This is a genomic window from Stenotrophomonas sp. GQ19 (genome assembly GCF_059758695.1).
The window spans coordinates 594,021-616,508 of sequence record NZ_JCAXES010000002.1 but is presented as its reverse complement, the minus strand read 5'-3'; the positions used below and the strand labels follow the sequence as shown (position 1 = coordinate 616,508).

The 22,488-nt window shown below is 68.7% G+C and carries 20 protein-coding genes; 9 read left to right on the top strand and 11 right to left on the bottom strand.

Features of this window, described 5'->3' with window-relative positions; translation table 11 throughout:
* Nucleotides 1-14: 14 nt before the first annotated feature.
* Nucleotides 15-707, bottom strand: a complete 693-nt coding sequence (locus AC6CHL_RS06725) for a M23 family metallopeptidase (RefSeq protein WP_498293927.1) — start codon at nt 705-707, stop codon at nt 15-17.
* A gap of 4 nt (nt 708-711) precedes the next feature.
* Entirely contained in the window at nt 712-1,677 is a 966-nt protein-coding gene (locus AC6CHL_RS06720; protein ID WP_498293925.1) for a L,D-transpeptidase family protein, read from the bottom strand.
* Nucleotides 1,678-1,864: 187 nt separating this feature from the next.
* On the opposite strand from AC6CHL_RS06720, the gene AC6CHL_RS06715 reads away from it, so the two are divergent.
* Nucleotides 1,865-3,307 carry a GGDEF domain-containing protein gene (locus AC6CHL_RS06715; protein ID WP_498293923.1) on the top strand — a complete coding sequence of 481 codons (1,443 nt, stop codon included), beginning with the start codon at nt 1,865-1,867 and terminating at the stop codon, nt 3,305-3,307.
* Between the two features lie 20 nt (nt 3,308-3,327).
* Here AC6CHL_RS06715 and AC6CHL_RS06710 read toward each other — a convergent pair whose 3' ends face one another.
* On the bottom strand, nt 3,328-3,786 hold the full coding sequence (locus AC6CHL_RS06710) for a hypothetical protein (RefSeq protein ID WP_244880175.1): 459 nt from the start codon (nt 3,784-3,786) through the stop codon (nt 3,328-3,330).
* 36 nt (nt 3,787-3,822) lie between these two features.
* Nucleotides 3,823-4,269 carry a universal stress protein gene (locus tag AC6CHL_RS06705; RefSeq protein WP_314404064.1) on the bottom strand — a complete coding sequence of 149 codons (447 nt, stop codon included), beginning with the start codon at nt 4,267-4,269 and terminating at the stop codon, nt 3,823-3,825.
* A gap of 148 nt (nt 4,270-4,417) precedes the next feature.
* Here AC6CHL_RS06705 and AC6CHL_RS06700 point away from each other — a divergent pair, with 148 nt between their 5' ends.
* The 4 genes from AC6CHL_RS06700 to AC6CHL_RS06685 all read left to right on the top strand — a co-directional run bounded on the left by AC6CHL_RS06700 (nt 4,418) and on the right by AC6CHL_RS06685 (nt 9,555).
* A complete protein-coding gene (locus AC6CHL_RS06700) occupies nt 4,418-5,326 on the top strand; it encodes a LysR family transcriptional regulator (RefSeq protein ID WP_038686309.1) in 909 nt (302 codons plus the stop codon).
* Between the two features lie 181 nt (nt 5,327-5,507).
* Complete coding sequence (locus AC6CHL_RS06695) at nt 5,508-7,061, top strand: MFS transporter (RefSeq protein WP_498293920.1); 1,554 nt, start codon at nt 5,508-5,510, stop codon at nt 7,059-7,061.
* A 17-nt stretch (nt 7,062-7,078) separates the two neighbouring features.
* Complete coding sequence (locus tag AC6CHL_RS06690) at nt 7,079-8,134, top strand: HlyD family secretion protein (RefSeq protein ID WP_498293918.1); 1,056 nt, start codon at nt 7,079-7,081, stop codon at nt 8,132-8,134.
* The gene (locus AC6CHL_RS06685) at nt 8,131-9,555 is read left to right on the top strand and encodes an efflux transporter outer membrane subunit (RefSeq protein WP_498293916.1); all 1,425 of its coding nucleotides are present in this window, start codon (nt 8,131-8,133) and stop codon (nt 9,553-9,555) included. Before AC6CHL_RS06690 ends, AC6CHL_RS06685 begins: the two co-directional genes overlap by 4 nt.
* Before the next feature lie 71 nt (nt 9,556-9,626).
* Here the strand turns inward: AC6CHL_RS06685 and AC6CHL_RS06680 are convergent, their stop codons facing one another.
* The 5 genes from AC6CHL_RS06680 to AC6CHL_RS06660 form a co-directional block, all read right to left on the bottom strand.
* Nucleotides 9,627-9,968: a hypothetical protein gene (locus AC6CHL_RS06680; protein WP_463601656.1), complete on the bottom strand. Its 342-nt coding sequence runs from the start codon at nt 9,966-9,968 to the stop codon at nt 9,627-9,629.
* Between the two features lie 104 nt (nt 9,969-10,072).
* Nucleotides 10,073-11,017, bottom strand: a complete 945-nt coding sequence (locus AC6CHL_RS06675; protein ID WP_038686319.1) for a DegV family protein — start codon at nt 11,015-11,017, stop codon at nt 10,073-10,075.
* Between the two features lie 92 nt (nt 11,018-11,109).
* Nucleotides 11,110-11,739: a 2-hydroxychromene-2-carboxylate isomerase gene (locus AC6CHL_RS06670; protein ID WP_498293914.1), complete on the bottom strand. Its 630-nt coding sequence runs from the start codon at nt 11,737-11,739 to the stop codon at nt 11,110-11,112.
* Nucleotides 11,740-11,793: 54 nt separating this feature from the next.
* Nucleotides 11,794-13,080, bottom strand: coding sequence for an amidohydrolase family protein (locus AC6CHL_RS06665; protein WP_498293913.1), 1,287 nt, complete (start codon nt 13,078-13,080; stop codon nt 11,794-11,796).
* Nucleotides 13,077-14,486 (bottom strand): amidohydrolase, encoded by a 1,410-nt coding sequence (locus tag AC6CHL_RS06660; RefSeq protein WP_498293911.1) that lies wholly within the window; start codon nt 14,484-14,486, stop codon nt 13,077-13,079. The genes AC6CHL_RS06665 and AC6CHL_RS06660 overlap by 4 nt, the downstream gene beginning before the upstream one ends.
* A 232-nt stretch (nt 14,487-14,718) precedes the next feature.
* Here AC6CHL_RS06660 and AC6CHL_RS06655 point away from each other — a divergent pair, with 232 nt between their 5' ends.
* The 3 genes from AC6CHL_RS06655 (at nt 14,719) to AC6CHL_RS06645 (ending at nt 19,762) form a co-directional block, all read left to right on the top strand.
* The gene (locus AC6CHL_RS06655) at nt 14,719-18,276 is read left to right on the top strand and encodes an autotransporter domain-containing protein (protein ID WP_498293910.1); all 3,558 of its coding nucleotides are present in this window, start codon (nt 14,719-14,721) and stop codon (nt 18,274-18,276) included.
* Between the two features lie 116 nt (nt 18,277-18,392).
* Nucleotides 18,393-19,169 carry an AMP nucleosidase gene (locus AC6CHL_RS06650; protein ID WP_038686330.1) on the top strand — a complete coding sequence of 259 codons (777 nt, stop codon included), beginning with the start codon at nt 18,393-18,395 and terminating at the stop codon, nt 19,167-19,169.
* Nucleotides 19,170-19,222: 53 nt separating this feature from the next.
* Nucleotides 19,223-19,762: a DUF924 family protein gene (locus tag AC6CHL_RS06645; protein ID WP_038686332.1), complete on the top strand. Its 540-nt coding sequence runs from the start codon at nt 19,223-19,225 to the stop codon at nt 19,760-19,762.
* A gap of 553 nt (nt 19,763-20,315) precedes the next feature.
* On the opposite strand, the gene grxD is transcribed toward AC6CHL_RS06645, so the two are convergent.
* Complete coding sequence (gene grxD / locus AC6CHL_RS06640) at nt 20,316-21,242, bottom strand: Grx4 family monothiol glutaredoxin (protein WP_498293909.1); 927 nt, start codon at nt 21,240-21,242, stop codon at nt 20,316-20,318.
* Nucleotides 21,243-21,299: 57 nt separating this feature from the next.
* Here grxD and AC6CHL_RS06635 point away from each other — a divergent pair, with 57 nt between their 5' ends.
* On the top strand, nt 21,300-22,082 hold the full coding sequence (locus tag AC6CHL_RS06635) for a polysaccharide deacetylase family protein (protein ID WP_498293907.1): 783 nt from the start codon (nt 21,300-21,302) through the stop codon (nt 22,080-22,082).
* 18 nt (nt 22,083-22,100) lie between these two features.
* Here AC6CHL_RS06635 and AC6CHL_RS06630 read toward each other — a convergent pair whose 3' ends face one another.
* Complete coding sequence (locus AC6CHL_RS06630) at nt 22,101-22,454, bottom strand: hypothetical protein (RefSeq protein WP_498293906.1); 354 nt, start codon at nt 22,452-22,454, stop codon at nt 22,101-22,103.
* Nucleotides 22,455-22,488 lie beyond the last annotated feature (34 nt).

Sequence of the window (22,488 nt, the reverse complement as noted above, 5' to 3'; positions counted from 1 at the left end):
ACCCCCGGGCGGGCTCAGGGCAGCCGCTGCTCGCCGCGCAGCACCGGGTAGGGATTCAGCGAGGCGCCCTCCCACCAGTGCTTTTCCGGGCCCAGGGTATGGATCTCGAAGTGCAGGTGCGGGGCCTCGGGACTGGCATTGCCGGTGCTGCCGACGTAGCCGATGACCTGGCCGCGGGTGACGGTCTGCTTCTCGACCAGGCCGTCGGCATAGCGCTCAAGATGGGCGTAGTAGTAGCAATACCGCCCGCCGGGCTCGAACTGGTACACCGTCAGCCCGCCGCGATCGCTGTTGAACAGCTTCTCGATGGTGCCATCGGCCACCGCCAGCACGGGGGTGCCGGCCGGCGCCAGAATGTCGATGGCATCGTGCACGCGGCCTTCGCTGCGGGCGTCGGTGAAGGTGTCCTGCAGCTGGGCGGCGGTGATGCCCTGCACCGGCAGCACCAGCGCGCTGCCGTCTGCCGGGCGGGCCGGTGCCGCAGCCGGAGCAAGCGTCAGCGGCGCTACCGGGGCCGCACTGCTGGCCATGGCCGCTGGCGCCGCCCGGGTCGGGGCGGCCAGCGCCGCCGGATCAGCCGGGGGCGGCACCGGGACCGCAGCCGTGGCGTCCGCATCCGCGCGCGGGCCGTTCACCACCGGGCCCAGCCACCACCAGCCGGCAATCCCGACCACCAGTCCCAGTGCCAGCAGCTTGGTCAGTTTCATCCGGTTACTCCTGCATCACCACCGGCACCGACGCATCCACCGCGTCGGCCACCTGCAGCGCGTCCCAGTTGGTCATGCGCACGCAGCCGTGCGATTCGGTCTTGCCCACGTGGCCCGGCTCGGGCGTCCCGTGCAGGCCGTAGTGCGGCTTGGAAATATCGATCCAGACCCGGCCCACCGGGTTGTTCGGGCCCGGCGGCAACAGCGCCTTGCTTTCCTTCTTGCTGGCGTCCCAGAACAGCTTGGGGTTGTAGTGGAACGTCGGGTCGCGCGAGATGCCCAGGATCTTCCACTTACCGATCGGCAGCGGGTCGTGCTTGCTGCCCGAGGACACCGGGAACTGTGCGTACACCTTGCCCTGCGCGTCGTACAGGCGCAGCGTGGAATCGGACTTGTCGATCACCAGCTTGGCCGCCTTGGGCAACGCCGCCGGTGCGATGTTGGGCACCTGGATCTCGCTGCCGGCCTTGGCCAGGTCCACGCCGGGGTTGAGCGCGCGCAGCAGTTCGGGCGCGGCGTGGAAGCGTTCGCCCAGCGCCTCGTCCACCGATGCGTAGCCAAGCGCCTTCAGTTTGGCCTGCTCGGCCGGTTTCTTCGGAATGGGCGCGAACGGACCGGCCACATCCTCGGCAGTGAGCGTGTAGCGCGCCAGCACCGGGGTTGCGTCCGGCTGCAGCGCCTGCCAGGTGGCGTCATCCAGCTCGCCGGTCACTTTTAGTCCACGTGCGGCCTGGAAGCCGGCCACCGCGCGCTTCTGGTTGGAGCCGGTCAGCCCATCGATCTGGCCGGGCGAGAAATGCGCGCGATCCAGCAGCACCTGCGCGTGCAGGTCCGAACGCGGGCCGGTGGCGGGTGTGCTGCTTTCGGCAACCGGTGCGGGCAGGGCAGCCGGCTGCTGGGCAAATGCGGGCGTAGCGCTGGCAAGGGCCAGCGCCAGCAGCGAAACGGTGGCAGTGGGACGCAACGGCATTGACTACTCCAGGGCGGGCTCACCTGCACCATGCCGCAGCGGTGTGCACGGCTGTTGTGAAAACGCTGACGCGCAGCTGAGCGCAGCGGCGAGCGCGTGCAGGCGCTGTGAAGTGACACGCGCGGCTGCACCGGGTGCACGGCAAAGGCGGTATCGTGGGTCCACATCGCATCCGGGCGGGGATGGCATGGCAGCTGTGTTGGCGGCGTTGTACATCGTGTGCCACGGATTGGCCCTGGTGCTGTTGCCGGGCCATGCGCAGGCGGTGTCGTTCTCGTTCCTGATCGGTGCGCCGGTGTTGGCCGCCCTGGCTTGTCTGTGGCGGATGCTGCACAGCGAGGCGCGGGTGGGTTGGCTGGCCTTGAGCGCCGGCATGCTGCTGTGGGCCGGTGGCATGGCGTTGAACATGTACCAGGAAATCGGCCTGGGCACGCCCGATGCAACCCCCGGGGTGAGCATGCTGTTGTACGTGCTGTACGGGGTGCCGTTGACGTTTGCGATGGCCCATCCGCGTTACGAGCCGTGGTACCTGGTGGTCATCGACGGCGCGCTGGCCCTGCTGCTGGGCTATCTGTTCTTCGTGCACACCTTCTCGTTCGCCACGATGAGCGATGCCCCCGAGCAGGGCATCAACAGCCTGCGCCTGATGTTCGACATCGAAAACCTGTTCATCGCCGCCTTCGCGCTGGTGCGCTATCTGGCCAGCGAGGACGCATCGCGGCGCATCTTCTTCCGCGCCCTGACCGCCTTCGCCTGGGTGTACATGGGCGTGGCGGCCTACATCAACCATGTCGCCACCGAGGCCAGCTACGGCGGCCTGGCCGATCTGATCATCGACATTCCGTTCCTGCTGCTGGCCTGCCTGGCGCTGCGCCGTGGCGACGCGGTGGCCATGGACGCGCGGCGCCGCCTGGCCCTGGCGGTGCGTGCCGGCAGCCCGTTGATCCTGCCGGCGGCCTTGCTGGTGGTGTCGGCCTTGATGGTGGAGGCACACCCGCACCTGGCCGTGGTTGGCTTCGCGTTGGCCACGCTGGGATCGGGCCTGCGCGGGGTGGTGATGCAGGTGCGCGCGATGGAACGCCAGGATCAGTTGGACGTGCTGGCGCGGGTGGATGCACTGACCGGTGTGGCCAACCGCCGCCAGTTCGATCAGGTGCTGCAGGCGGAGTGGAGCCGCGCGCGACGCAGCGGCCAGGGCATGGCGTTGCTGATGGTGGACATCGATCATTTCAAGGAATTCAACGACCGCTTCGGCCACCCGCTGGGCGACGCCTGCCTGCGTGCCGTGGCCACCGCGCTGTCCGGATGCGCTACCCGTGGCACCGACGTGGTGGCCCGCTACGGCGGCGAGGAGTTTGCGGTGGTGGTGTCAGGTACCACCCGCGACGGCGCGCTGGCCCTGGCCGAGACCATGCGCCTGGCGGTGGAGCGGTTGCGGCTGGCCACCGCCGATCCGATCGGCAGCGTGGGTGTCACCATCAGCATCGGGGTGGCGCACGTGGCGCAGGTAACCTCGGCCGACCCCATCGCGTTGCTGGCCGCTACCGATGCCGCGTTGTACGAGGCCAAGCGCGCCGGCCGCAATCGCGTGGTGGAAGGTCGGCTGCCCGAGGCGCACGCTCAACCGTAGATCCGTATCCCGCACGACAGTCAGCTGCGTACCCAGGCAGCCGGATCGAGCAGGCGCAGGCCCACCGGTGACAGCGTGGTCAGGCGCAGGCCAAGGTCGGCCTGGCGTGCGGCGTGGGCACACTGCGCCAGCTGGTCGCGTAGCGCCACCATGGCATCGCCGTCGTGGTGTGCACGCGGGCGCGGATGGCGCCATTGCGACAGCCGGCGCACGCAGGCCAACAGGTCCAGTTCGGTGGCGCCAATGAACGGCGAGCCGGGTTGCAGCAGTTCGATCGGCGCGTGGCCGGTGCGCAGCAGTGGCACCAACGCAGTGAAGGCGCCGACGCCGTCGGCATCCAGGCCAAGGCCGCCCAGCAGGGCGACGGCGTCATCGCGGGTCGCGGGGTCGGCCACCCGGCGCAGCGCGCACAGCAGGCGCTGCTCGACGGCATTGCATCGCCTGCCGATCGACTGGTAGCTGACGCGGGTGGGGGACATGGGGGTGCGATAGGGCATGGGCGGCCTGCGAGGGGGTCAGGGACCGGCGTCGCGGACCTCGACCAGCACCGGGCACGGGGCGTGGTCGATGGTCCATTGGCCGACGGAGCGTTCAAACAAGCGCTCCATCCGGGAAAGATGCCGGTGGCCGATGACAATCAGGTCGCAGTCGTGCTGGCGGGCGTAATCGCACAGGACCTGCGCCGGTTCCCCGGCCGGGTGGCTGGCCACGCCATCGATGCCGCGCTCGCGCAGCTGGTCCAGCGCGGTGGTCAGCAGGTGCACGGCCTGCTGGCGCTGGGCGTCGGCGGCCGCGTACTCGGTGCGATCGGCGCGCGGGGCATCGTCGGCCAGCGCAAAGGCCGGGTCCAGTACGCACAGCAGGTGCAGGCGGGTGTGCGGGGTGGCCAGCGACCCGGCCAGTGCCAGCACCTGGGCGTGCTGGGGGCCGCCGTCGATGGCGACCAGGATGGAGGTGAACATGCGGCATCTCGCAAGGGGGACGGGGATGGTCGCGCAAAGCACCGCGCGCACCCATGCCGTGCGCCGCAGGCATGGATTGCGTCAAACGCATGAATCGTCGAATTGGCATGCCGTAAAGTGACTGCCATCCTCCCTGTGTGCCACCGCCATGCCTGACCTGAACCTGCTGCTTGCCCTGGACGTGTTGATCGAGGAGGGCAGCGTGGTCGGCGCTGCGCGGCGGATGAACCTGAGCGCGCCGGCGATGAGCCGCACCCTGGGGCGCATCCGCGAGGCGGTCGGCGACCCGGTGCTGGTGCGCTCGGGCCGGGGGCTGGCGCCCACCCCGCGCGCGCTGCAACTGCGCGAGCAGGTGCGGGAGGTGATCGAACAGGCGCACCTGGTGTTCAACGCCGGCCGCGAGGTCGACATGCTGACCCTGGAGCGCACCTTCAGCATCCGCGCCAACGATGTCTTCGTGGGCACCTACGGCGGGCGCATGCGCGAGTTGTTCCAGTCCCAGGCACCGCGCGCAGTGCTGCGCTTCGTGCCCGAAGGCGACGGCGATGACGATGCCATGCAGCAGGGCCGCATCGACCTGCACATCAGCACCGCCGGCAAGCACGGCGCCGATACCAAGGTGCAGAACCTGTTCAGTACCTCCTTCTTCGGGGCCGCGCGCGAGGACCACCCGCTGTTCGCCGACGAGATCACCGTGCAGCGGTTCGTCGCCTACGACCACATCGCGGTGTCGCGGCGCGGGCGCGCGCATGGGCCGATCGACGATTACCTGACCACGCAGGGCCTGCAGCGCCGGGTGGCGCAGATCATGCCCACCTTCCATTCGGCGATCTTCGCCGCGGCCGATTCGGACCTGATCCTGCCGCAGATGCCCAGCGTGATGCTGGGCCGGCTGGAACGGCTGGGCGTGCCGCTGCGGCTGTTCGAGCTGCCGATTCCGGTCAGCACCGCCGTTGTGGTGCAGGCATGGCACCCACGCCTGGACAGCGATCTGGCGCATCGTTGGCTGCGCCGCAGCATCAAAGCCCTGTGCGATGCACAGTCAGGCCTGGCCTGAGTTGGGGACGCGGGCGGGGCGTGCAGGGTGACCCTCGAGACGTGCGCGTGACGCATTCCAGGATTGGCCGGCACAGCATTTTTCGCAGCATGCGCACTGCCTAGACTGCCGCTCCCCGTCGTGGAGTGGTTGCCATGTTCCTGCTGTATGCCGTGCACTGTGCCGTTAGCGGCGGTGCGCGATGAATGCGCTGAGCGCACCCGTGCCGGCCGCCGCTGCACCTGCCGCACCTGCCGCCCCGGCGTCGCCGCCGCAGGCCGTGCTGAGCCCGCGCCTGGCGGTCGGCCTGTGCGGCGTGCTGCTGGCGGTGCTGATCTCGGGCATCAACGAAAACGTCACCAAGGTCGCGCTGGCCGACATTCGCGGTGCGATGGGTTTCAGCGTCGATGCGGGCAGCTGGATCGTGGCGGTGTACACGGCGATGTCGGTCAGCGCGATGGCGTTCGCGCCGTGGTGTGCGGTGACGTTCTCGCTGCGTCGCTTTGCGATGTGCATGATCGGTGCGTTCATGCTGCTGGGCGTGCTCTGCCCGCTGGCCCCGGACCTGCCGTCTTTCCTGATCCTGCGCGCGCTGCAGGGCCTGGCCGGTGGCGCGTTGCCGCCGCTGCTGATGAGCGTGGCGCTGCGCTTCCTGCCGCCGGGCATCAAGTTGTACGGGCTGGCCGGTTATGCACTGACCGCCACCTTCGGGCCCAGCCTGGGTACGCCGATGGCGGCGCTGTGGGTGGAATACGTGGGCTGGCACTGGGCCTTCTGGCAGATCGTGCCGTGGTGCATCGCGGCCATCGCCATGGTCGGCTGGGGCCTGCCGCAGGATCCGCTGCGGCTGGAGCGCTTTGCACAGTTCAACGGGTTGGGCCTGGCGTTGGGCCTGCCGGCGCTGGTGATGCTGGTGCTGGGCCTGGTGCAGGGGCCACGGCTGGACTGGTTCGCCTCGCCGTTGATCTGCACGCTGCTCGGCGGCGGCAGTGGCCTGCTCGTGCTGTTTTTCTACAACGAATGGTCGCACCCGCTGCCGTTCTTCAAGCTGCAACTGCTGGCCAACCGCAACCTCAGCTACGCGCTGATCACCCTGGGCGGGGTGCTGTTCGTGCTGCTGGCGGTGATCCTGATTCCGTCCAGCTTCCTGGCCCAGGTGCAGGGCTACCGGCCGCTGCAGACGGCGCCGCTGATGCTGTGGGTGGCCATTCCACAGCTGCTGGCACTGCCGTTGGTGGCCACGCTGCTCAATCAGCGCCGGGTGGACTGCCGCTGGGTGCAGGCGACCGGGCTGGCGTTGCTGGCGCTGGCCTGTTGGCTGGGCAGCCACCTGGGCACCGACTGGAACCGCGACAACTTCGTGCTGCTGCAACTGGTGCAGATTCTTGCCCAGCCGATGGCGGTGCTGCCGTTGTTGCTGCTGGCCACCGGCAGCCTGGCGCCGGCCGACGGCCCGTTCGCCTCGGCCTGGTTCAACACGGTCAAAGGCTTTGCCGCGGTGCTGGCCGGGGGCGTGCTTGAGGCGGTGACCACCGCGCGCAACCACCTGCATTCCACCGTGCTGGTGGAGCGCCTGGGCAACGCGCCGTGGCTGGACGCTGCCGCCTCGCCGTCGCTGGGCGCGCGCCTGCATGCGCAGGTGGTCGCACTCACCGCCGCCGATCTCTACCTGCTGGTTGCCGTGGTCGCCGTCGCGTTGATCGCGCTGATTCCATGGCTGCCCACCCGCATCTTCCCGCCACGCGCCGTGGCTTGAATTCCAGGATATTTCCCATGAGCGACACCCGAAAACACGTTCCCTTCGTCATCGCCGCAGGCGTTCTGGTGCTTGCCGTCGGCGGCTGGCTGCTGCTGCGCGACGGCCGCCACCAGCGCACCAACAATGCCTACGTCACCGCTGATTTCACCGTGGTGGCGCCCAAGGTGGCCGGCTTCGTCAGCGAAGTGCGCGTGGCCGACAACCAACCGGTGAAGGCCGGCGACGTGCTGGCCCGCATCGATGACCGCGACTACCAGGTGGCCCTGACTGCCGCGCGTGCCGACCTGGCCAATGCGCGTGCGCAGCTGGCCAATGCGCAGGCCGCGCTGGCCCAGCAGGATTCGCTGATCGACCAGGCGCGCGCCACGCTGGATGTGACCCAGTCCGAACTGACCCTGGCCCAGGCCGACCAGCAGCGCTACGGTGCGCTGGCCCGCGACGGCGCCGGCACCGTGCAGAACGCGCAGCAGGCCCAGTCGCGCCAGGCCGTGGCCAGCGCGCACCTGCACCAGGGCCGGGCGGCGCTGCTTACCGCACGCCAGCGCACCGGCATTCTCAGCGCCGGCGTGCAGGCAGCGCAGGCGGCGGTGCAACGCGCCGAAGCGGCGCAGGCGCGGGCCGAACTGGACCTGTCGCACACCGAACTGCGCGCGCCGATCGACGGTGTGGTCGGCCGTCGCGCGATCCGCGTGGGCGCCTATCTCACCCCGGGCACGGCGGTGCTGGCGGTGGTGCCGCTGCAGCAGGCGTTCGTGGTGGCCAACTTCCAGGAAACCCAGCTCACCCGCATGCGCGCGGGGCAGGCGGTGGACCTGCAGGTGGATATGTTCCCCGGCCAGCCGCTGCATGGCCACATCGACAGCATCGCGCCGGCCACGGGCGTGACCTTCGCGGCGGTGGCCCCTGAAAACGCCACCGGCAACTTCACCAAGGTGGTGCAGCGGGTGCCGGTCAAGATCGTGCTCGACAAGGACCAGCCGTTGCTCGGCCAGCTGCGTGCGGGCATGTCGGTAGAGGCCAGCGTCGACCTGGACAGCGGGCATCGCGGCCTTGAAGGAGCGGGCGCATGACCGGCAAAGTAACCTGGCGCGCGCTTCCGCTGGGCGTGCTGTGTGCGGCGTTGACGGCCTGCACCCTGGGCCCCGACTTTGTGCGCCCGACCGCGCAGCTGCCCGCCCAGTGGCAGGGCGCTGCGGTCAGCGCTGACACCTTGGCCAGCGATGCACAGTGGTGGGCCGCGTTCGAGGATCCCACCCTGGCCGCGTTGGCCGCGCAGGCACTGCAGGCCAACCTGGACATCCAGCTGGCGGCCAACCGCGTGCAGCAGAGCCGTGCCGCGCGCGGCTTCGTCGCGGCCGAGCGCGTGCCCAGCGTGGGTGCCATCGCCAGCGGCGTGCGCGCACGCAACAGCGAAGTGGGTCTCAACGATCCGTCCGGCAATGGCGGACGTGAGGATTACGGCCTGTTCCAGGCCGGTATCGGTGTGAGCTGGGAGCTGGACCTGTGGGGCCGCGTGCGGCGCCAGGTGGAGGCCGCCGACGCGCGCATCGAGATCGCCGCTGAGGACGCCCATGCGATGCAGACCGCGGTGCTGGCCGAAACCGCGCGCGACTACCTGCAGCTGCGCGCGACCCGCCAGCTGCTGGCCATCACCGAGGACAACCTGCGCATTGCACACGACATCGCGCGATTGACCCGCGTGCGCCAAACGCAGGGCGTGGCCAGCACCCTGCAGGTGGCCAGTGCGGCGGCCCAGGTGGCGGCGCTGGAGGCCCGCCTGGTGCCGTTGCGGCATCGCGATGCGCAGTTGCGCAACGCACTGGCAATGCTGCTCGGTCACCCCCCGAAAACGCTGGATGCAGACCTTGCCGACATCCGCCGCGACTGGCCGGCATTGCCCACCATGGCCACCGGACTGCCCAGCGAACTCGCCGAGCGCCGCCCGGACATCCGGCGCGCCGAAGCGGCCCTGCATGCGGCCACTGCCTCGATCGGCGTGGCCAAGGCCAGCTTCCTGCCGCGCATCACCCTCAACGGCGACATCGGCTACCAGGCGCAGCAGCTGGACGATCTGGACGGCTGGAACGCGCATCGCTTCAGCATCGGGCCATCGATCAGCCTGCCGATCTTCCAGGGCGGCCGACTCAAGGCCAACCTCGCCGTGAGCCGGCTGCAGCAGCAACAGGCGGCGCTGCAGTTCCAGCGCACCGTGCTGCAGGCCTGGCATGAAGTGGATGATGCGATCGACGGCTACGCCGCCGAGCAGCAACGCGGTACCGCGCTGCAGGTGGCGGTGGACCAGAGCGAACGCGCGCTGGACGCGGCGCGGCGCCAGTACCAGGCGGGCGTGGTCGACATGCTGGACGTGCTCACCACCCAGCGCATCGCGCTGGACAACCAGGCGGCGCTGGCCAACAGCCAGGCCACCGCGGCCATGGCGCGGGTGGATCTGTACCGCGCGCTGGGCGGCGGCTGGCACGACACCCGGTAGTGCCGGCCGCTGGCCGGCAACCCGCAATGTCACAACACCCGGTAGTGCCGGCCGCTGGCCGGCACCCAACCTCAACGCACGTCGCGCAGTTCCCAGTGGTGCCCGGCCAGCATGCGCAGGCGCTGCTTGAACACATCGCTGTCGATGCGGGTGGTCACCACCAGGTTGATGCGCAGGTCATCCTGCGCGCCGATCACGGTGGCATCGGGGTCGGTGGCACCCCACTGCGACTCGACCGCATCCGGGTCGGGCTGCTTGGCGCGCCACTTCTCGAACAGGGCGGTGCTGCGCAGGGCGTCCTGCAGTTCCTCGGCGAAGCCGGCCGCGCTCTGCGAGTGGAAGGACAGGTCTGGATCGTTGCCGCGGGCCTTGGAGGGGTCCGGCAGGCTGATGTGGTACTGCGACATGGTCATCTCCGTTGAAGGCTGCAAGGCTGGCAGAAACGCGGTGGATTTGGCGTGCAGATCGCGGCGGTTGTTGCCGGGCAGAGCCCGGCATTACGCGCTGAAGACCGGCACTACGCGCTGAAGGTATGCGGCCCGTCGGCAAACCCCACCGTGAGTGCGCCCTTGCCCACGTTGACCATGCCGGTCAGGCTCATCACCGCTTCGAACATCTGCACGCCGTGCGCCTCGCAGGTCTGGCGCAGGCTGGCATAGCCGGGCAGCGCCTGCAGGTCGGCCAGCTCGCCGCCATAACTGACGCACACGGTGGGGGTCATCAGCCCGGCCTTGACCCGCTGGCCGACGAAGTCGAACAGCTTCTGTACCGCGTTGTCGAAGCCCTTGATCTTGGCCACCGGGCCGGTCTCACCGCGGTACCCGTGCAGCACCGGCTTGATGTCCAGTGCACTGCCCAGCGCCGCGCTGAGCAGGCCCACGCTGCGGTCCCCCTTGTGGCGTGCGCGGGCGCGCATGTAGTACAGGTCGCGGGTGACCATGTAGCCGTGCACGTTCTGCGCCAGCATTTCCAGCCGCTCGCGGATCTGCTGCACGCTGGCCCCGCTCTCGCGCAGGCGCACCGCTTCCACCGCGGTCACGCCCTGGGCGGCGAACAGGTTCTGGGTATCCAGCACCCGCAGCGCGAAGGGCGAGTTGAAGCCTGCCGCCTGGCGCACCGGCTTGTAGTCGTTGAGGATCGCGAAGCTCGCCTGCATCGCGTTGTCGTGGATGGGGCTGCGGGTCTTGGTGATCGTCATGCAGAACACATGGTCGTAATCGATCACCAGCTTGCCCAGGAACAGGTCGCGGATCTGGGTGACGCTGAACGGAATGGTCTCCGCTTCGGCGCCGTGTTCGGCTACATGGGCGTGCAGGAAACTGAGCGTGGCCTGCTCGTCGCGGTGGTCGGCAAGCACGGCTTCGCCGATGCGCACCGTGATCGGCAGCAGCACGATGTTGTGTTGTTCAATGAAGTCCTGCGGCAGATCGCAGGCAGAGTCGACGACGATTCCGATGCGCATCCTGAGCCCCCCTCCGGGCAGGTTGTAGGTTCGGAACTGTGAAAGCTATCCCAAAACTGCCGCCGCTGCCTGACCGGGGACCTGGCGTCGGGTCAACGGCTGCGCTGGACCGCCACCGGCAGGGTATCCACCCGGTCCCACTCGCCGCCCTGGACCGTGTCGGGATCGGCCAGCACGGCCTGCATCAGCGCGTGGGCGTCGTTGCCCCAGTACAGCTCGCCGTCGATGGACAGGGTGGGTACCCCGAACACCCCGGCGGCGATGGCCGCATCGGTATTGCGCCGCAGCTGCTCTTTGACGTCGGGCGCGCTGATCGCCTCGGCCACATGGGCCACGTCCAGCATGGCGCCCGGCAGGGCCAGGGCCGCGGCACTGTCGGCGGTGTGGCCGTCGCGCCAGATCCAGTTGAACAGGATGTCCACCGACGCCGGGGTGGCACCGGCGGCCAGGCACAGCCGCAGTGCGGCCAGCGGGTTGAACGGGTGCCCGGGCGGGAAGCGCAGCGGCACACCCTGCTGCTGCGCCTGCCACAGCACCTGGCGGTAGGTGAAGCGGCGTTTGGCCGGAATCTCGGCCGGGCCCAGGTTGCCCAGGTGGTGCAGCACCGCGCCGAAGGCGATCGGCACCGGGGTGATCCGCTCGAACTGCGGCAGGGTCTTGAGCTGCTGCCAGTGCAGGTAGGCGAAGGGCGAGACGAAATCGAAATACCAGCGCAGCGCCATGGGCACTCCCGGGGGGACGGTGCGGCGGGCGTCATGCCCGCCGCAGGATGGGGCTCAGCGTGAGTATGCGCGCGGTTCGGCCGACGCTGGCGTCATGTAGCGGTCGCGCAGCTCGGTCTGCCGCGAGCGCATCGGCATGGCGCGGCCGCCCAGCCAGACCTGCTCGGCATAGTGGCCCACATCGAGGGGGTCGCCTTCCCACAGCACCAGGTCGGCCAGCTTGCCCACCTCGATGCTGCCGATGCGATCGCCCACGCCCAGCACCTGCGCCGGCACCCGGGTCAGCCCGGCCAGACCGTCCTGCCAGGGCAGGCCGTTGGCCACGGCATTGCCGGCCAGCTGGCGCATCTTGCGTGCGTTGTGCGAGGCATCGTCGCGCTGGGCGAAGCTGACCTGCACCCCGGCGGCACGCAGCCGCGCGGCGTTTTCCAGCGTGGCACCGAGCTGGTCGAAACTGCTGGGCAGGTTGCCCAGTGCATCCACGAACACCGGCACGTTGGCCTGCGCCAGCTGCGGGGCCAGGCGCCAGGCCTCGGTACCGCCGGCAATGGCGATCTTCACGTTCTCGCGGCCGGCCCAGCGCAGCAGCTGGCGGATGTCAGCGGCGCGGTCCACCTGCACCACCAGCCGGCCTTGCCCGGCCAGGTAACGTGCCAGCGTGGCGCGCCCGGCGGGGGTGAGCAGGGCATGCGGGGAATCGGCGGGCACGCGCCCGCGCGCTTCGCTGACCATCTGTTCCAGCAGCATCCACTGCGCCGCGCGCGAGTTGCCGGTCAGTTCCGCCCCCGCCGCGCCCAGCCGGATATACAACGCCAGCGGCCCGATCGGGTCGGCGCTGCCGTCCAGCCGCATCACCCCGCCCTGGCCGGCGATGAAGCCGCCGCCGCTGTTGGCGCCCAAGGCGGTGAAGCCGATGCCATCCAGCCGTGCCACCGGAATCAACACCGACGTCGGGTTGAAGGCCAGGCTGACGTCGAATTCGGGGCGCAGCGGCTGGTCGTCCAGCTTCAACGTGCTGTCCACCGTGGCCGACTCGCCGGAGATCTCTTCGATGCCGATGTCGGTGATGCCACCGAACAGGGCCGGGGTCAGCGGCTTGCCCGCCGCCTCGACCACGCTGACGCCGGCCGGTGCGACCAGGCCGGCACCGACCGCGCGGATGATGCCGCCCTGGACCAGCACGTCGGCGTGTTCCAGGCTGCCGCGCGCGCTGGCGGTATGCACCGTGGCGTTGCGCACCAGCAGGTCCTGGGCCTGCACGGGCAGCGCGGCCAGCATCAATAGCGCGGTCGTGCCGAGCCACGCCCGGCGACGCGCGGAAAGGCGCAGACCCCGGCTCATGGACGTGCCTCCTGGCCCAGCATGAAGTCCGACAGCGGCTGCCGCCGCGCATCACGTCGGTCGTACACCTGGTGGCCGTCGATGAACACCTGTTCGGCCTGCGCGTAGGAACTGAAGGGGCTGCCGTTCCACACCACCACATCGCCCATCTTGCCCGCCTCCAGGCTGCCGGTCTGTTTCTCCACGCCGAGTGAGCGCGCCGCGTTGTAGCTCAGCCACATCATCGCGCGCTCCGGGGCGATCTCGATCCCGGCCCGGCGCGCGTTGGCGATCACCTTGGCCGCTTCCTGGTTGAGCCGCTGGATGCCCTCGGGGGAATCGGAGTGCACGATCGCGCAGCTGTTGGCCGGTCGGTCGACCAGCGCGATGTTGTCCTGGATGCCGTCGAACGCTTCCATCTTGAAGCCCCACCAGTCGGCCCACAGCGCGCCGCACACGCCTTCGGCGGCGAGCCGGTCGGACAGCTTGTAGGCCTCCACCGCGTGGTGGAAGGCGGCGATCTTGAAGCCGAATTCCTTGGACAGGTCGAGCATGGTGGCCATTTCATCGGCGCGGTAGCAGTGGATGTGCACGCGGATGTCGCCCTGGATCGCACCGGCCAGCGTATCCAGCTTGAGGTCGCGCTTGCCGCCGGTATCGCCGGCGCTGTCGCCCTTGTCGCTGCCGCTGAACCAGCGCTTCTTCTGTTGTTTCTTCGGCGCGTTCTTGGCGATGTACTCGCTGGCATCGATGAAGGCCGCGCGGTACCCGGCCACGTTGCCCATGCGGGTGCCCGGGGCCACGCCCTTGCCGCCGCCGTACACGCGCTTGGGGTTCTCGCCGCAGGCCATTTTCAGGCCCCACGGCGCGCCCGGGAATTTCATGGCCTGGTAGGTGGTGGCCGGCACATTTTTCAGCGTCACCCCGCGCCCGCCCACCAGGTTGGCCGACCCGGGCAGCACCTGCATCGCGGTCACGCCCCCGGCCAGCGCGGCGGCAAAGCCCGGGTCCTGCGGCCACACCGAATGCTCGGCCCACACGTTGGCGGTGACCGGCGCGGTCATCTCGTTGCCGTCGCTGTGCGCGCTTACCCCAGGACTGGGGTAGACGCCCAGGTGCGAATGCACGTCGATGATGCCGGGGGTGACCCACTTCCCGGCCGCATCGATCCGGACCGCGTTGGCCGGTGCCGCCAGCGCGCTGCCCACCGCGCGGATGCGGCCGTCCTGCAGCAGCACGTCGGCGTTGTCCAGGCGCGTGCCGGTGCCAGTCAGCACGGTGGCGTTGTGGATCAGCACCGGTGCCGAGGCGATCGGCGCATAGGTGCTGGGGTAGGGGTCCTGCACGAAGCGCGAGGCGGCGGGCGCAGGCGAGAGGCCGATCGAAAACAACGCCAGGCCGACGCCGACGCTCAACAACTTGTGCATGGATTCCCCGGGGTTACATGGACGCAGCCGCCGACGCTAGCCGGGCAGGGGGGCGTTTGCCAAGTGACGAACTGCAGGGGTGTTGGCTATCGCGAAATGTTTCGTAATCATTAAACGGTTGTGAACAAATGGTGAATATGAGGTACGCTCGGGGTGGGGCTCACCCCGCTCAGTTCCGTGAAATTGATCACGTATTTGCTCTGAAAGCGCATCACTCAAGGAAGGTAAACAGATGAACCAGCGTTCTTCCGCAGTCTCCCGTCGCCCGTCGCCCAGCCTGTTGGCGACCACCATTGGCGGCATCCTGCTCAGCGCACTGGTGCTGCCCAGCGTGGCCAGCGCCGCCGACGACACCCTGACCAGTTACCAGCAGCAGCGCCTCGTGCAGCGTGCCGCCTACCAGCTGACCCCGAACGTGGTGGACGTAGCCCCGCGCACGAGCGCGGCGATCGTTCCGACCGCACCGGGTCCCACCCAGCCGACCATGGGCGTTGCCGGCGATGCAGCCAGCTGGCGCACCGACGAATTCAAGGCCGATTGGGGCCTGCAGGCCGTCAATGCCGAGTACGCCTATGCGCGCGGACTGACCGGCAAGGGCATCCGCCTGGGCGTGTTCGACAGCGGCACCGGGCTGGATCACGATGAGTTTGCCGGCAAGGACCATCGCAGCATCCACCTGGCCGACGTGATGCCGGATGGCACCCTGTGCACCAACACCGCCGCAGTGGACGGCCCGGACGCGTGCTTCGCCACGGATGGCGACCAGGTCGCCATCGAGTTCAACATCTTCGATCCCTCCTTCGACCAGCGCATCGTCGACCTGCTCAACAGCTGGGGGTACTTCGAAGGGGGCAGCTACGGCATCCACGGTACGCACGTCAGCGGCACGATCGCGGCCAACCGCGATGGCAGCGGCACCCATGGCGTTGCCTTCGGTGCCGACCTGAGCGTGGCGCGCCTGTTCTCCAACAGCGTCTCCTATTACACCGCCACGCCCGATGGCTACCTCGACGTGCAGAACGTGGCGTCCATCGGGGCGTCCAATTCGATCTTCCCGCAGTTGTACAACCAGCTCAACGAGCAGGGCGTGCGTGCGGTGAACCACAGCTGGGGCCTGGCAAGCGAGCCGAACTCGGAAGAGGATCTGGACTTCTACCTGTCCCACCCAGTGTTCGAAGAGCGGTTGCAGGCCATCGCCGACGGTTCGCGTGCCAAGGGCATGATCCAGGTGTGGGCCGCCGGCAACAGCGGCGTCAACCCGAGCCCGGAAGAAAGCCCGATCGCCGGCATGTACGCCTCGCTGCCGCGTGCGATGCCCGATATCGAGAAGTACTGGCTTGCCGTGGTCAACGTCGACCAGGACCTGGTGCTGAGCAACCAGTCGATGCGCTGCGGTTTTGCGGCCAACTGGTGCCTGGCCGCGCCCGGTACGGATATCAACTCCACGGTGTATGGCGGTGATTCGCAGGTCAACTCGGATCTGTACGCCGACGACAACGGCAACCTGATTCTGGACGTCCTGGAGCGCCTGCCGACCTACTCCTACGGGCTGCTGAGCGGCACGTCGATGGCGACGCCGCATGTGACCGGTGCGCTGGGTCTGTTGTTCGAGCGTTACCCGTACCTGGACAACGCGCAGGTACGCGACGTGCTGCTCACCACCGCCCGTGACCTCGGTGCAGCCGGCGTCGACGATGTCTACGGCTGGGGCCTGATGGACCTGCGCAAGGCTATCGAAGGCTACGGCCTGCTGCGCGTGGACACCGACGTGGTGATGAACCAGCGAGCCGGTGGCCTGAAGGTGTGGGAAGGCGATGCATGGGACGACTGGACCAACGACATCGGCGGCCCGGGCAAGCTGACCAAGTCCGGTATCGGCTGGCTGCGCCTGAGCGGTGACAACACCTTCAACGGCGCCGTCGTGCGCGAGGGCGTACTCGAGCTGGACGGCACCAATGCGCTCACCGCGTCGGTGGATGTGCAGGCGGGCCGGTTCGTGCTCAACGGCAGCCTGGTGGCCACCACCTTGAACAACCTCGGCGGCACCAGCGTCATCAGCGCCAAGGGCGTGCTCGACGGCTCGGCACTGAACGTCAGCGGCGGTACGGTGACCCTGGACGGCGTGCAGTCAGGCGCGGTGACGGAGGTCGGCACGGCCGGCACCTTCGTGCTCAACGGCAGCCTTGAGGCCGGTACGCTGCGCTCGTCGGGCACCACCCGGGTCAACGCCGACGCACTGCTGGAGAATGTGGACCTGTTCGTCAACGGCGGTACCGTGTCGTTCAACGGTCTGCAGCAGGGCGGCTCCACCGTGGTGGGGAGCAAGGGCGCGTTGAAGGGTATCGGCCATCTCGGCGACACCCGCGTGGAAGGCATCATCGCGCCGGGCAACTCGATCGGCACGCTGACCATCGACGGCGACTACGTGCAGACCGCCAGCGGCATCTACCTGGCCGAACTGGCCCCGGGCAGCCGCAGCGACATGCTGCACGTGACCGGCACCGCCACCCTGGACGGCACCCTGAAGGCGCTGCCGGAAGTGGGCACCTATTACCTGGGCGAGCAGTTCAACTTCCTGCAGGCCGACGGCGGCGTCAACGGTCGCTTTGCGACGCTGGACTTCTCCTCGTTCTCGCCGTTCCTGAAGTTCAACCTGGGCTACGGCGCCAACGGCGTGCAGATCAACGTGGCCCGCGGCAACGCACTGGCCAGCGCGGCGGTAACCGCCAACCAGCGCGGCGTGGCCACCAGCGCCGACAGCCTGGGTATCAACCAGGGCCTGCCCAAGCCGCTGACCCAGTTGTTCCCGGCCCAGGTGGGCGCGGCACTGGATGCCTTGAGCGGTGAACTGCATGCCGCCACGCCGATGGCGTTGGTGGAAAGCAGCCGTTACCTGCGCGATGCCGCGCTCAGTCGCAGTGTCGGCGCGCGTGCGCCGGGTGCGGGCGATGCGGCCGCCACCGGCGCCTGGGTGCAGGCCATCGGCGGCAGCGGCAAGCTCGACGGCGATGCCAATGCGGCGCGCACGCAAAGCAACACCAGCGGGCTGCTGGTCGGTGCCGACCACCGCTTCGCGGGGGGCTGGCAGGTGGGTGGCCTGATCGGTACCGGGCGTACCGACAGCAAGCAGGCCCAGGGCCGTCGCGCCCGTGCGGAAATCGACAACACCCACCTGGGTGCCTACGTGGGCAACCAGTGGGGTGGGTTCGGCCTGCGCGCCGGTCTGGGCTACACCCGTCACGAAGTGGACAGCCGCCGCGAACTGGCCTTTGCCGGGTTCCAGGACGCACTGACCGCGCGTTACGACGCCAAGACCCGCCAGCTGTTCGTGGAAGGTGCCTACCGCATCGGCGGCGCCGAAGCGGGCCTGGAGCCGTACCTGCAGTTGGCGCGCGTGGAAGTGGACGTGGACGGCGTCAACGAGCAGGGTGGCGCGGCTGCGCTGCACGGCAACGTGGCCGATACCCGCACCACCATCGGCACCGCCGGTGTGCGCTTCGACCGCGGCCTGAAGACCGCGTGGCAGCAGGAAAGCTGGCTGCACGTGCGTGGCGGGGTGGGTTACCGCCGTGCCTCGGGCGACCGCAACCAGGTGGCCAACCTGGCCCTGGCCGGTGGCAGCGGCTACACCGTCAGTGGCGCGGCCATCGCCGACCATACGGTGGTGGCCGAGCTGGGCCTGTCGGCCTGGTTGAGCCCGCGCAACCAGCTGGAACTGGGCTACAACGGCCAGTTCGGCAGCGAGTCGCGTGACCACGGTGCCACCGCGCGCTGGTCCGTGCAGTTCTGATCCAGCGGTAACGGCAACACGGAAAAAGGCGGCCATTGGCCGCCTTTTTCTTGCTTGTTGGGTGCGCACCCGCAGAATAGGCACACTGGAACCACTTGCCGGACCGCACGCGCACTATGAAGAACAAACAAGAAATCGTCGAAAACTGGCTGCCACGCTACACCGGCGTGCCGCTGGACCAGTTCGGCCAGCACATCCTGCTGACCAACTTCGCAGGCTACCTGCACACTTTTTCTCACCTCACCGGCGCGCCGGTGCAGGGCATGGACCGGCCGATGGCCAGCGTCACCAGCGATGACATCACGCTGATCAACTTCGGGATGGGCAGCCCCAACGCGGCCATCGTGATGGACCTGCTGTCGGCGGTGATGCCCAAGGCGGTGCTGTTCCTGGGAAAATGTGGCGGTCTGAAGCGCAAGAACCAGCTGGGCGACATGATCCTGCCGATCGCGGCGATCCGTGGCGAGGGCACCTCGGGCGACTATCTGCCGCCGGAAGTGCCGGCGCTGCCGGCGTTTGCGCTGCAGCGGGCGGTGTCCACCACCATCCGCGATCTGGGCCATGATTACTGGACGGGCACGGTCTATACGACCAACCGCCGGGTTTGGGAGCACGATGAGGCGTTCAAGGAGAAGCTGCGGCTGATGCGCTGCATGGCCATCGACATGGAGACGGCCACGCTGTTCGCGGCGGGCTTTGCCAACCACATCCCGATCGGGGCGCTGCTGCTGGTGTCCGACCAGCCGATGATCCCGGACGGGGTGAAAACCGAGGCGTCCGACGCCAAGGTCAGCTCGCAGTTCGTCGAAAACCATATCCAGATCGGTATCGAGGCGCTTAAGCTTATACGGCGCAACGGCAAGTCGGTCCGCCACCTGCGTTTTGACGAGTGATGGCAATGGAACCGGCGGGCGTCCTGGCGACGTTCCGCCCTCAGGGGTAGTGAATGGACGTGGCGGTACAAGTGGTGGAGTTCTGGCGCGATGCCGGCCCACAACAATGGTTCACGCGCGATGACGCGTTCGATGCGCGGTTCCGCGAGGCGTTCCTGGAGGAACACTTCGCGGCGGCGCGGCGTGGGCGCGAACATTGGCTGGGCAGCGCGGACGGTGCGCTGGCGCTGATGATTCTGCTCGACCAGTTCCCGCGTAACTGTTTCCGCGACACGGCCCATTCCTACGCGACCGACGGTCTGGCCCGGCACTACGCGATGCGCGCGGTGGAGGAGGGCTTGGATCTGCAGCTGGTGCCCAAGCTGCGTGCGTTCATCTATCTGCCGTTCGAGCATTCGGAAGATCCGCAGGACCAGGAGCGGTCGGTGGCGATGTTCGATGTGCTGGGCGACAAGGAATACCTGCAGTTCGCCGAGCTGCACCGCGACATCATCCGGCGTTTCGGCCGTTTCCCGCACCGCAACGCGGTGTTGGGCCGGATGCCGACGCCGGAGGAGCTGGATTACCTGGCCGAGGGTGGGTTTGCGGGTTGAGGTTGGAAGAGCGTGAGCAACTTCAACTTCAACTTCAACTTCAACTTCAACAGCTAACTGCCAAGCCACAGCGGCGGGTGCGCGCCTGCGCTGGCTTGGCGGGTACGGGTGGGTTGGCGGGACACGCCGTGAATCCATCCCTGGAGGCTCGTGGGCGCCATCCATGGCGCCCAACGGTCCCGCCAACCCACCCGTACCCACCCATTGACAGTGTTCGGGTGCTCAACGGAAAAGCGGTGGAGCACTACCTCTAATACCTCGAATTACTCGGACCACTCGAATCACTCGAACCAGTGGGTGCTGCTTGTGCTGTGTGTTTTTTGCCATGGCTGCCAGCCAACTGTCAGGGGTGGGGGTGTGGGGGGTCGCGGGACCGTTGGGCGCCATGGATGGCGCCCACGAGCCTCCAGGGACGGATTTACGGCGTGTCCCGTGAACCCCCACACCCCCGCCCAGCCCGAGACTTCACAGCCAAGCTGCTTTGGCTTCAGAACAGAAAACGAAAAACGCCGGCATTGCCGGCGTTTTTCTTTGAGCGCTGAACTGACGTCGATCAGTACTTCGGCACGCTGTTGTCCACGTCGTTCGACCAGGCCTCGATGCCGCCGGTGATGTTGTGCACGTTGGTGAAACCCAGGGCGCGGAACTGCTCGGCGGCCTGTGCGCTGCGGCCGCCGTGGTGGCACAGGAAGCCCAGCGCGGTGTCCTTCGGCAGGGCCTCCAGACGGGCGCGGTTGTCACCGTCGAACGTCTCGAACGACGCGTTGATCGATGCGATCGCGCGCTCGTCGGCCGGGCGCACGTCCACCACCATCAGGCGGCCGGCGCGCAGCTGGTCGTCGGCATCGCGTACCGCCAATTCCTTCACCGCACGCGGTGCGTTCGGGTTGTCGATCGCCAGACCCTTGCCGCGGATATCGTCCACCCAATCGATGGTGATGCCCTCGGCGCGACGCGCGCTGGCCAGATCGAACTGCACGCGCAGCCCGTTGGACTCGGCCGCGATCGCGTTGTCGTCGTGCGGGGCCAGCTGGAAGTTTGGCTGGAAGTTTGCATCGATGCCCAGCTGCAGCGACGCACCCGGTGCATCGGCCAGCGCGCCGCGCAGCATCTCAACCGCTGCCGGCGTCACCGTGATCGAGGGCGCCGTGCGGTCCGGTGCGGCCAGACCCAGCACGCTGCTCAGCTCACCGCTGCCGGCCATCTGCAGGATGATGTCGCTGCCGCCCACCAGCTCGCTGTCGATGTACAGCTGCGGGATGGTCGGCCAGTCGCCGTAGGCCTTGATGCCTTCGCGGATCTCCGCGTCGGCCAGCACGTTGACGTGGGCGAACTCCACGCCCAGGTCCTGCAGCGCGCCCACGGCCTTGGCCGAAAAACCGCACTGCGGCATGCTCGGCTGACCCTTCATGAACAGCACGACGCGGTTGGCGGTGAGGATGGATTCGATGCGCGAGCGCAGGGCGGGATCAAGGGACATGACGGTCGGGTCCGGCGTTTGGAACCGGTCATTCTACGCCGCATGGCATCATGGGGCATGACCGTACCGGAAACATTGCATCGCGTTCCCCTGCGCCCCTGGCGCTGGCTGCCCTGGCTGCTGGTCTCACAGCTGCTGGTGGTGCTGGCGTGGGTGGGCCTGGGCTGGCCCGTCGGGCTGGCGCTGATGGTGGCCTCGCACGCGCTGTTCATGGTGCCCGTGTTCCTGCCCAACAGCCGCTTCTACGCCCCCGTGCTCAGCCGCCTGCCGGGCAGCGCGCCCCGGGTGTGGCTGACCATCGACGACGGCCCCTCGCCCGAAACCCCGGCGGTGCTGGACCTGCTGGACCGCTACCAGGCCAAGGCCACCTTCTTCCTGGTCGGCGAACGGGCCCTGGCCCAGCCCGAACTGGTGCGGCAGATGCTGGCCCGCGGCCACACCCTGGGCAACCACAGCCACCGCCACCCGCAGGCCCGCTTCTGGCGGCTCGGGCGGGCGGCGATGGCCGACGAGATCGCGCAGTGCCAGCAGGCGCTGACCGCCCTCGCCGGGCAGCCGCCGCGCTGGTACCGCTCGGTGGTGGGCATGACCAACCCGTTCGTGGCCCCGGCATTGGCGCAGTGGCAGCTCACCCGCGTGGGCTGGAGCGCGCGCGGGTTTGACGGGGTCGATTGCCAGCCGGCGGCCGTGGTGGAGCGCATCGTGGCCGACCTGGGGCCGGGCGCCATCGTGCTGCTGCATGAGGGGGCCGCCCACGGGCACAACCTGGCGATCATCGAAGCGGTGCTGCAGGCCCTGCAGGATCGTGGCCTGAGCGCGGTCCTGCCCGACGCGGCCTAGGCGGCACGGGCCGCCGCGTTACGGCTGCGCGCTGCCCGCCACCGGGTGCGCGTGTTGCCATTGCTGGCGCATCCAGCTGACCAGTGACACCTGGGCCAGCAGCAGGGTGACCGCCAGCCCCAGCGCCAGCACCCCGGTGACCCGCCGGCGGCGGTGCTGCAGCAGGCTGCCGATGCCCATCACCGTGGCCAGCACGGCCAGGCCGATGCTGATGCACACCACCACCAGCAGCACCACCGGCAGCGTCTGCATCTGCGCATGGGCCGGGGTATGCGCGTAGTGCGCGCTGATCGCAAACATCACCAGCCCGCACAGGCTGATCACCAGCGCGGCGATGCCCAGGGCGGAATGTCGGGGCGACGGCGGGGTCATGCGGGCTCCATGCCGGTATCGGGGCGCGAGTATG

Coding starts and splice junctions, on each gene's coding strand:
- AC6CHL_RS06700 (WP_038686309.1), top strand. CDS start 4,418: ATGCCTGACCTGAACCTGCTGCTTGCCCTGGACGTGTTGATCGAGGAG.
- AC6CHL_RS06645 (WP_038686332.1), top strand. CDS start 19,223: ATGGACGTGGCGGTACAAGTGGTGGAGTTCTGGCGCGATGCCGGCCCA.
- AC6CHL_RS06680 (WP_463601656.1), bottom strand. CDS start 9,968: ATGACCATGTCGCAGTACCACATCAGCCTGCCGGACCCCTCCAAGGCC.
- AC6CHL_RS06630 (WP_498293906.1), bottom strand. CDS start 22,454: ATGACCCCGCCGTCGCCCCGACATTCCGCCCTGGGCATCGCCGCGCTG.
- AC6CHL_RS06720 (WP_498293925.1), bottom strand. CDS start 1,677: ATGCCGTTGCGTCCCACTGCCACCGTTTCGCTGCTGGCGCTGGCCCTT.
- AC6CHL_RS06650 (WP_038686330.1), top strand. CDS start 18,393: ATGAAGAACAAACAAGAAATCGTCGAAAACTGGCTGCCACGCTACACC.
- AC6CHL_RS06725 (WP_498293927.1), bottom strand. CDS start 707: ATGAAACTGACCAAGCTGCTGGCACTGGGACTGGTGGTCGGGATTGCC.
- AC6CHL_RS06670 (WP_498293914.1), bottom strand. CDS start 11,739: ATGGCGCTGCGCTGGTATTTCGATTTCGTCTCGCCCTTCGCCTACCTG.
- AC6CHL_RS06675 (WP_038686319.1), bottom strand. CDS start 11,017: ATGCGCATCGGAATCGTCGTCGACTCTGCCTGCGATCTGCCGCAGGAC.
- AC6CHL_RS06710 (WP_244880175.1), bottom strand. CDS start 3,786: ATGTCCCCCACCCGCGTCAGCTACCAGTCGATCGGCAGGCGATGCAAT.
- AC6CHL_RS06690 (WP_498293918.1), top strand. CDS start 7,079: ATGAGCGACACCCGAAAACACGTTCCCTTCGTCATCGCCGCAGGCGTT.
- grxD (WP_498293909.1), bottom strand. CDS start 21,242: ATGTCCCTTGATCCCGCCCTGCGCTCGCGCATCGAATCCATCCTCACC.
- AC6CHL_RS06635 (WP_498293907.1), top strand. CDS start 21,300: ATGACCGTACCGGAAACATTGCATCGCGTTCCCCTGCGCCCCTGGCGC.
- AC6CHL_RS06695 (WP_498293920.1), top strand. CDS start 5,508: ATGAATGCGCTGAGCGCACCCGTGCCGGCCGCCGCTGCACCTGCCGCA.
- AC6CHL_RS06655 (WP_498293910.1), top strand. CDS start 14,719: ATGAACCAGCGTTCTTCCGCAGTCTCCCGTCGCCCGTCGCCCAGCCTG.
- AC6CHL_RS06715 (WP_498293923.1), top strand. CDS start 1,865: ATGGCAGCTGTGTTGGCGGCGTTGTACATCGTGTGCCACGGATTGGCC.
- AC6CHL_RS06685 (WP_498293916.1), top strand. CDS start 8,131: ATGACCGGCAAAGTAACCTGGCGCGCGCTTCCGCTGGGCGTGCTGTGT.
- AC6CHL_RS06705 (WP_314404064.1), bottom strand. CDS start 4,269: ATGTTCACCTCCATCCTGGTCGCCATCGACGGCGGCCCCCAGCACGCC.
- AC6CHL_RS06665 (WP_498293913.1), bottom strand. CDS start 13,080: ATGAGCCGGGGTCTGCGCCTTTCCGCGCGTCGCCGGGCGTGGCTCGGC.
- AC6CHL_RS06660 (WP_498293911.1), bottom strand. CDS start 14,486: ATGCACAAGTTGTTGAGCGTCGGCGTCGGCCTGGCGTTGTTTTCGATC.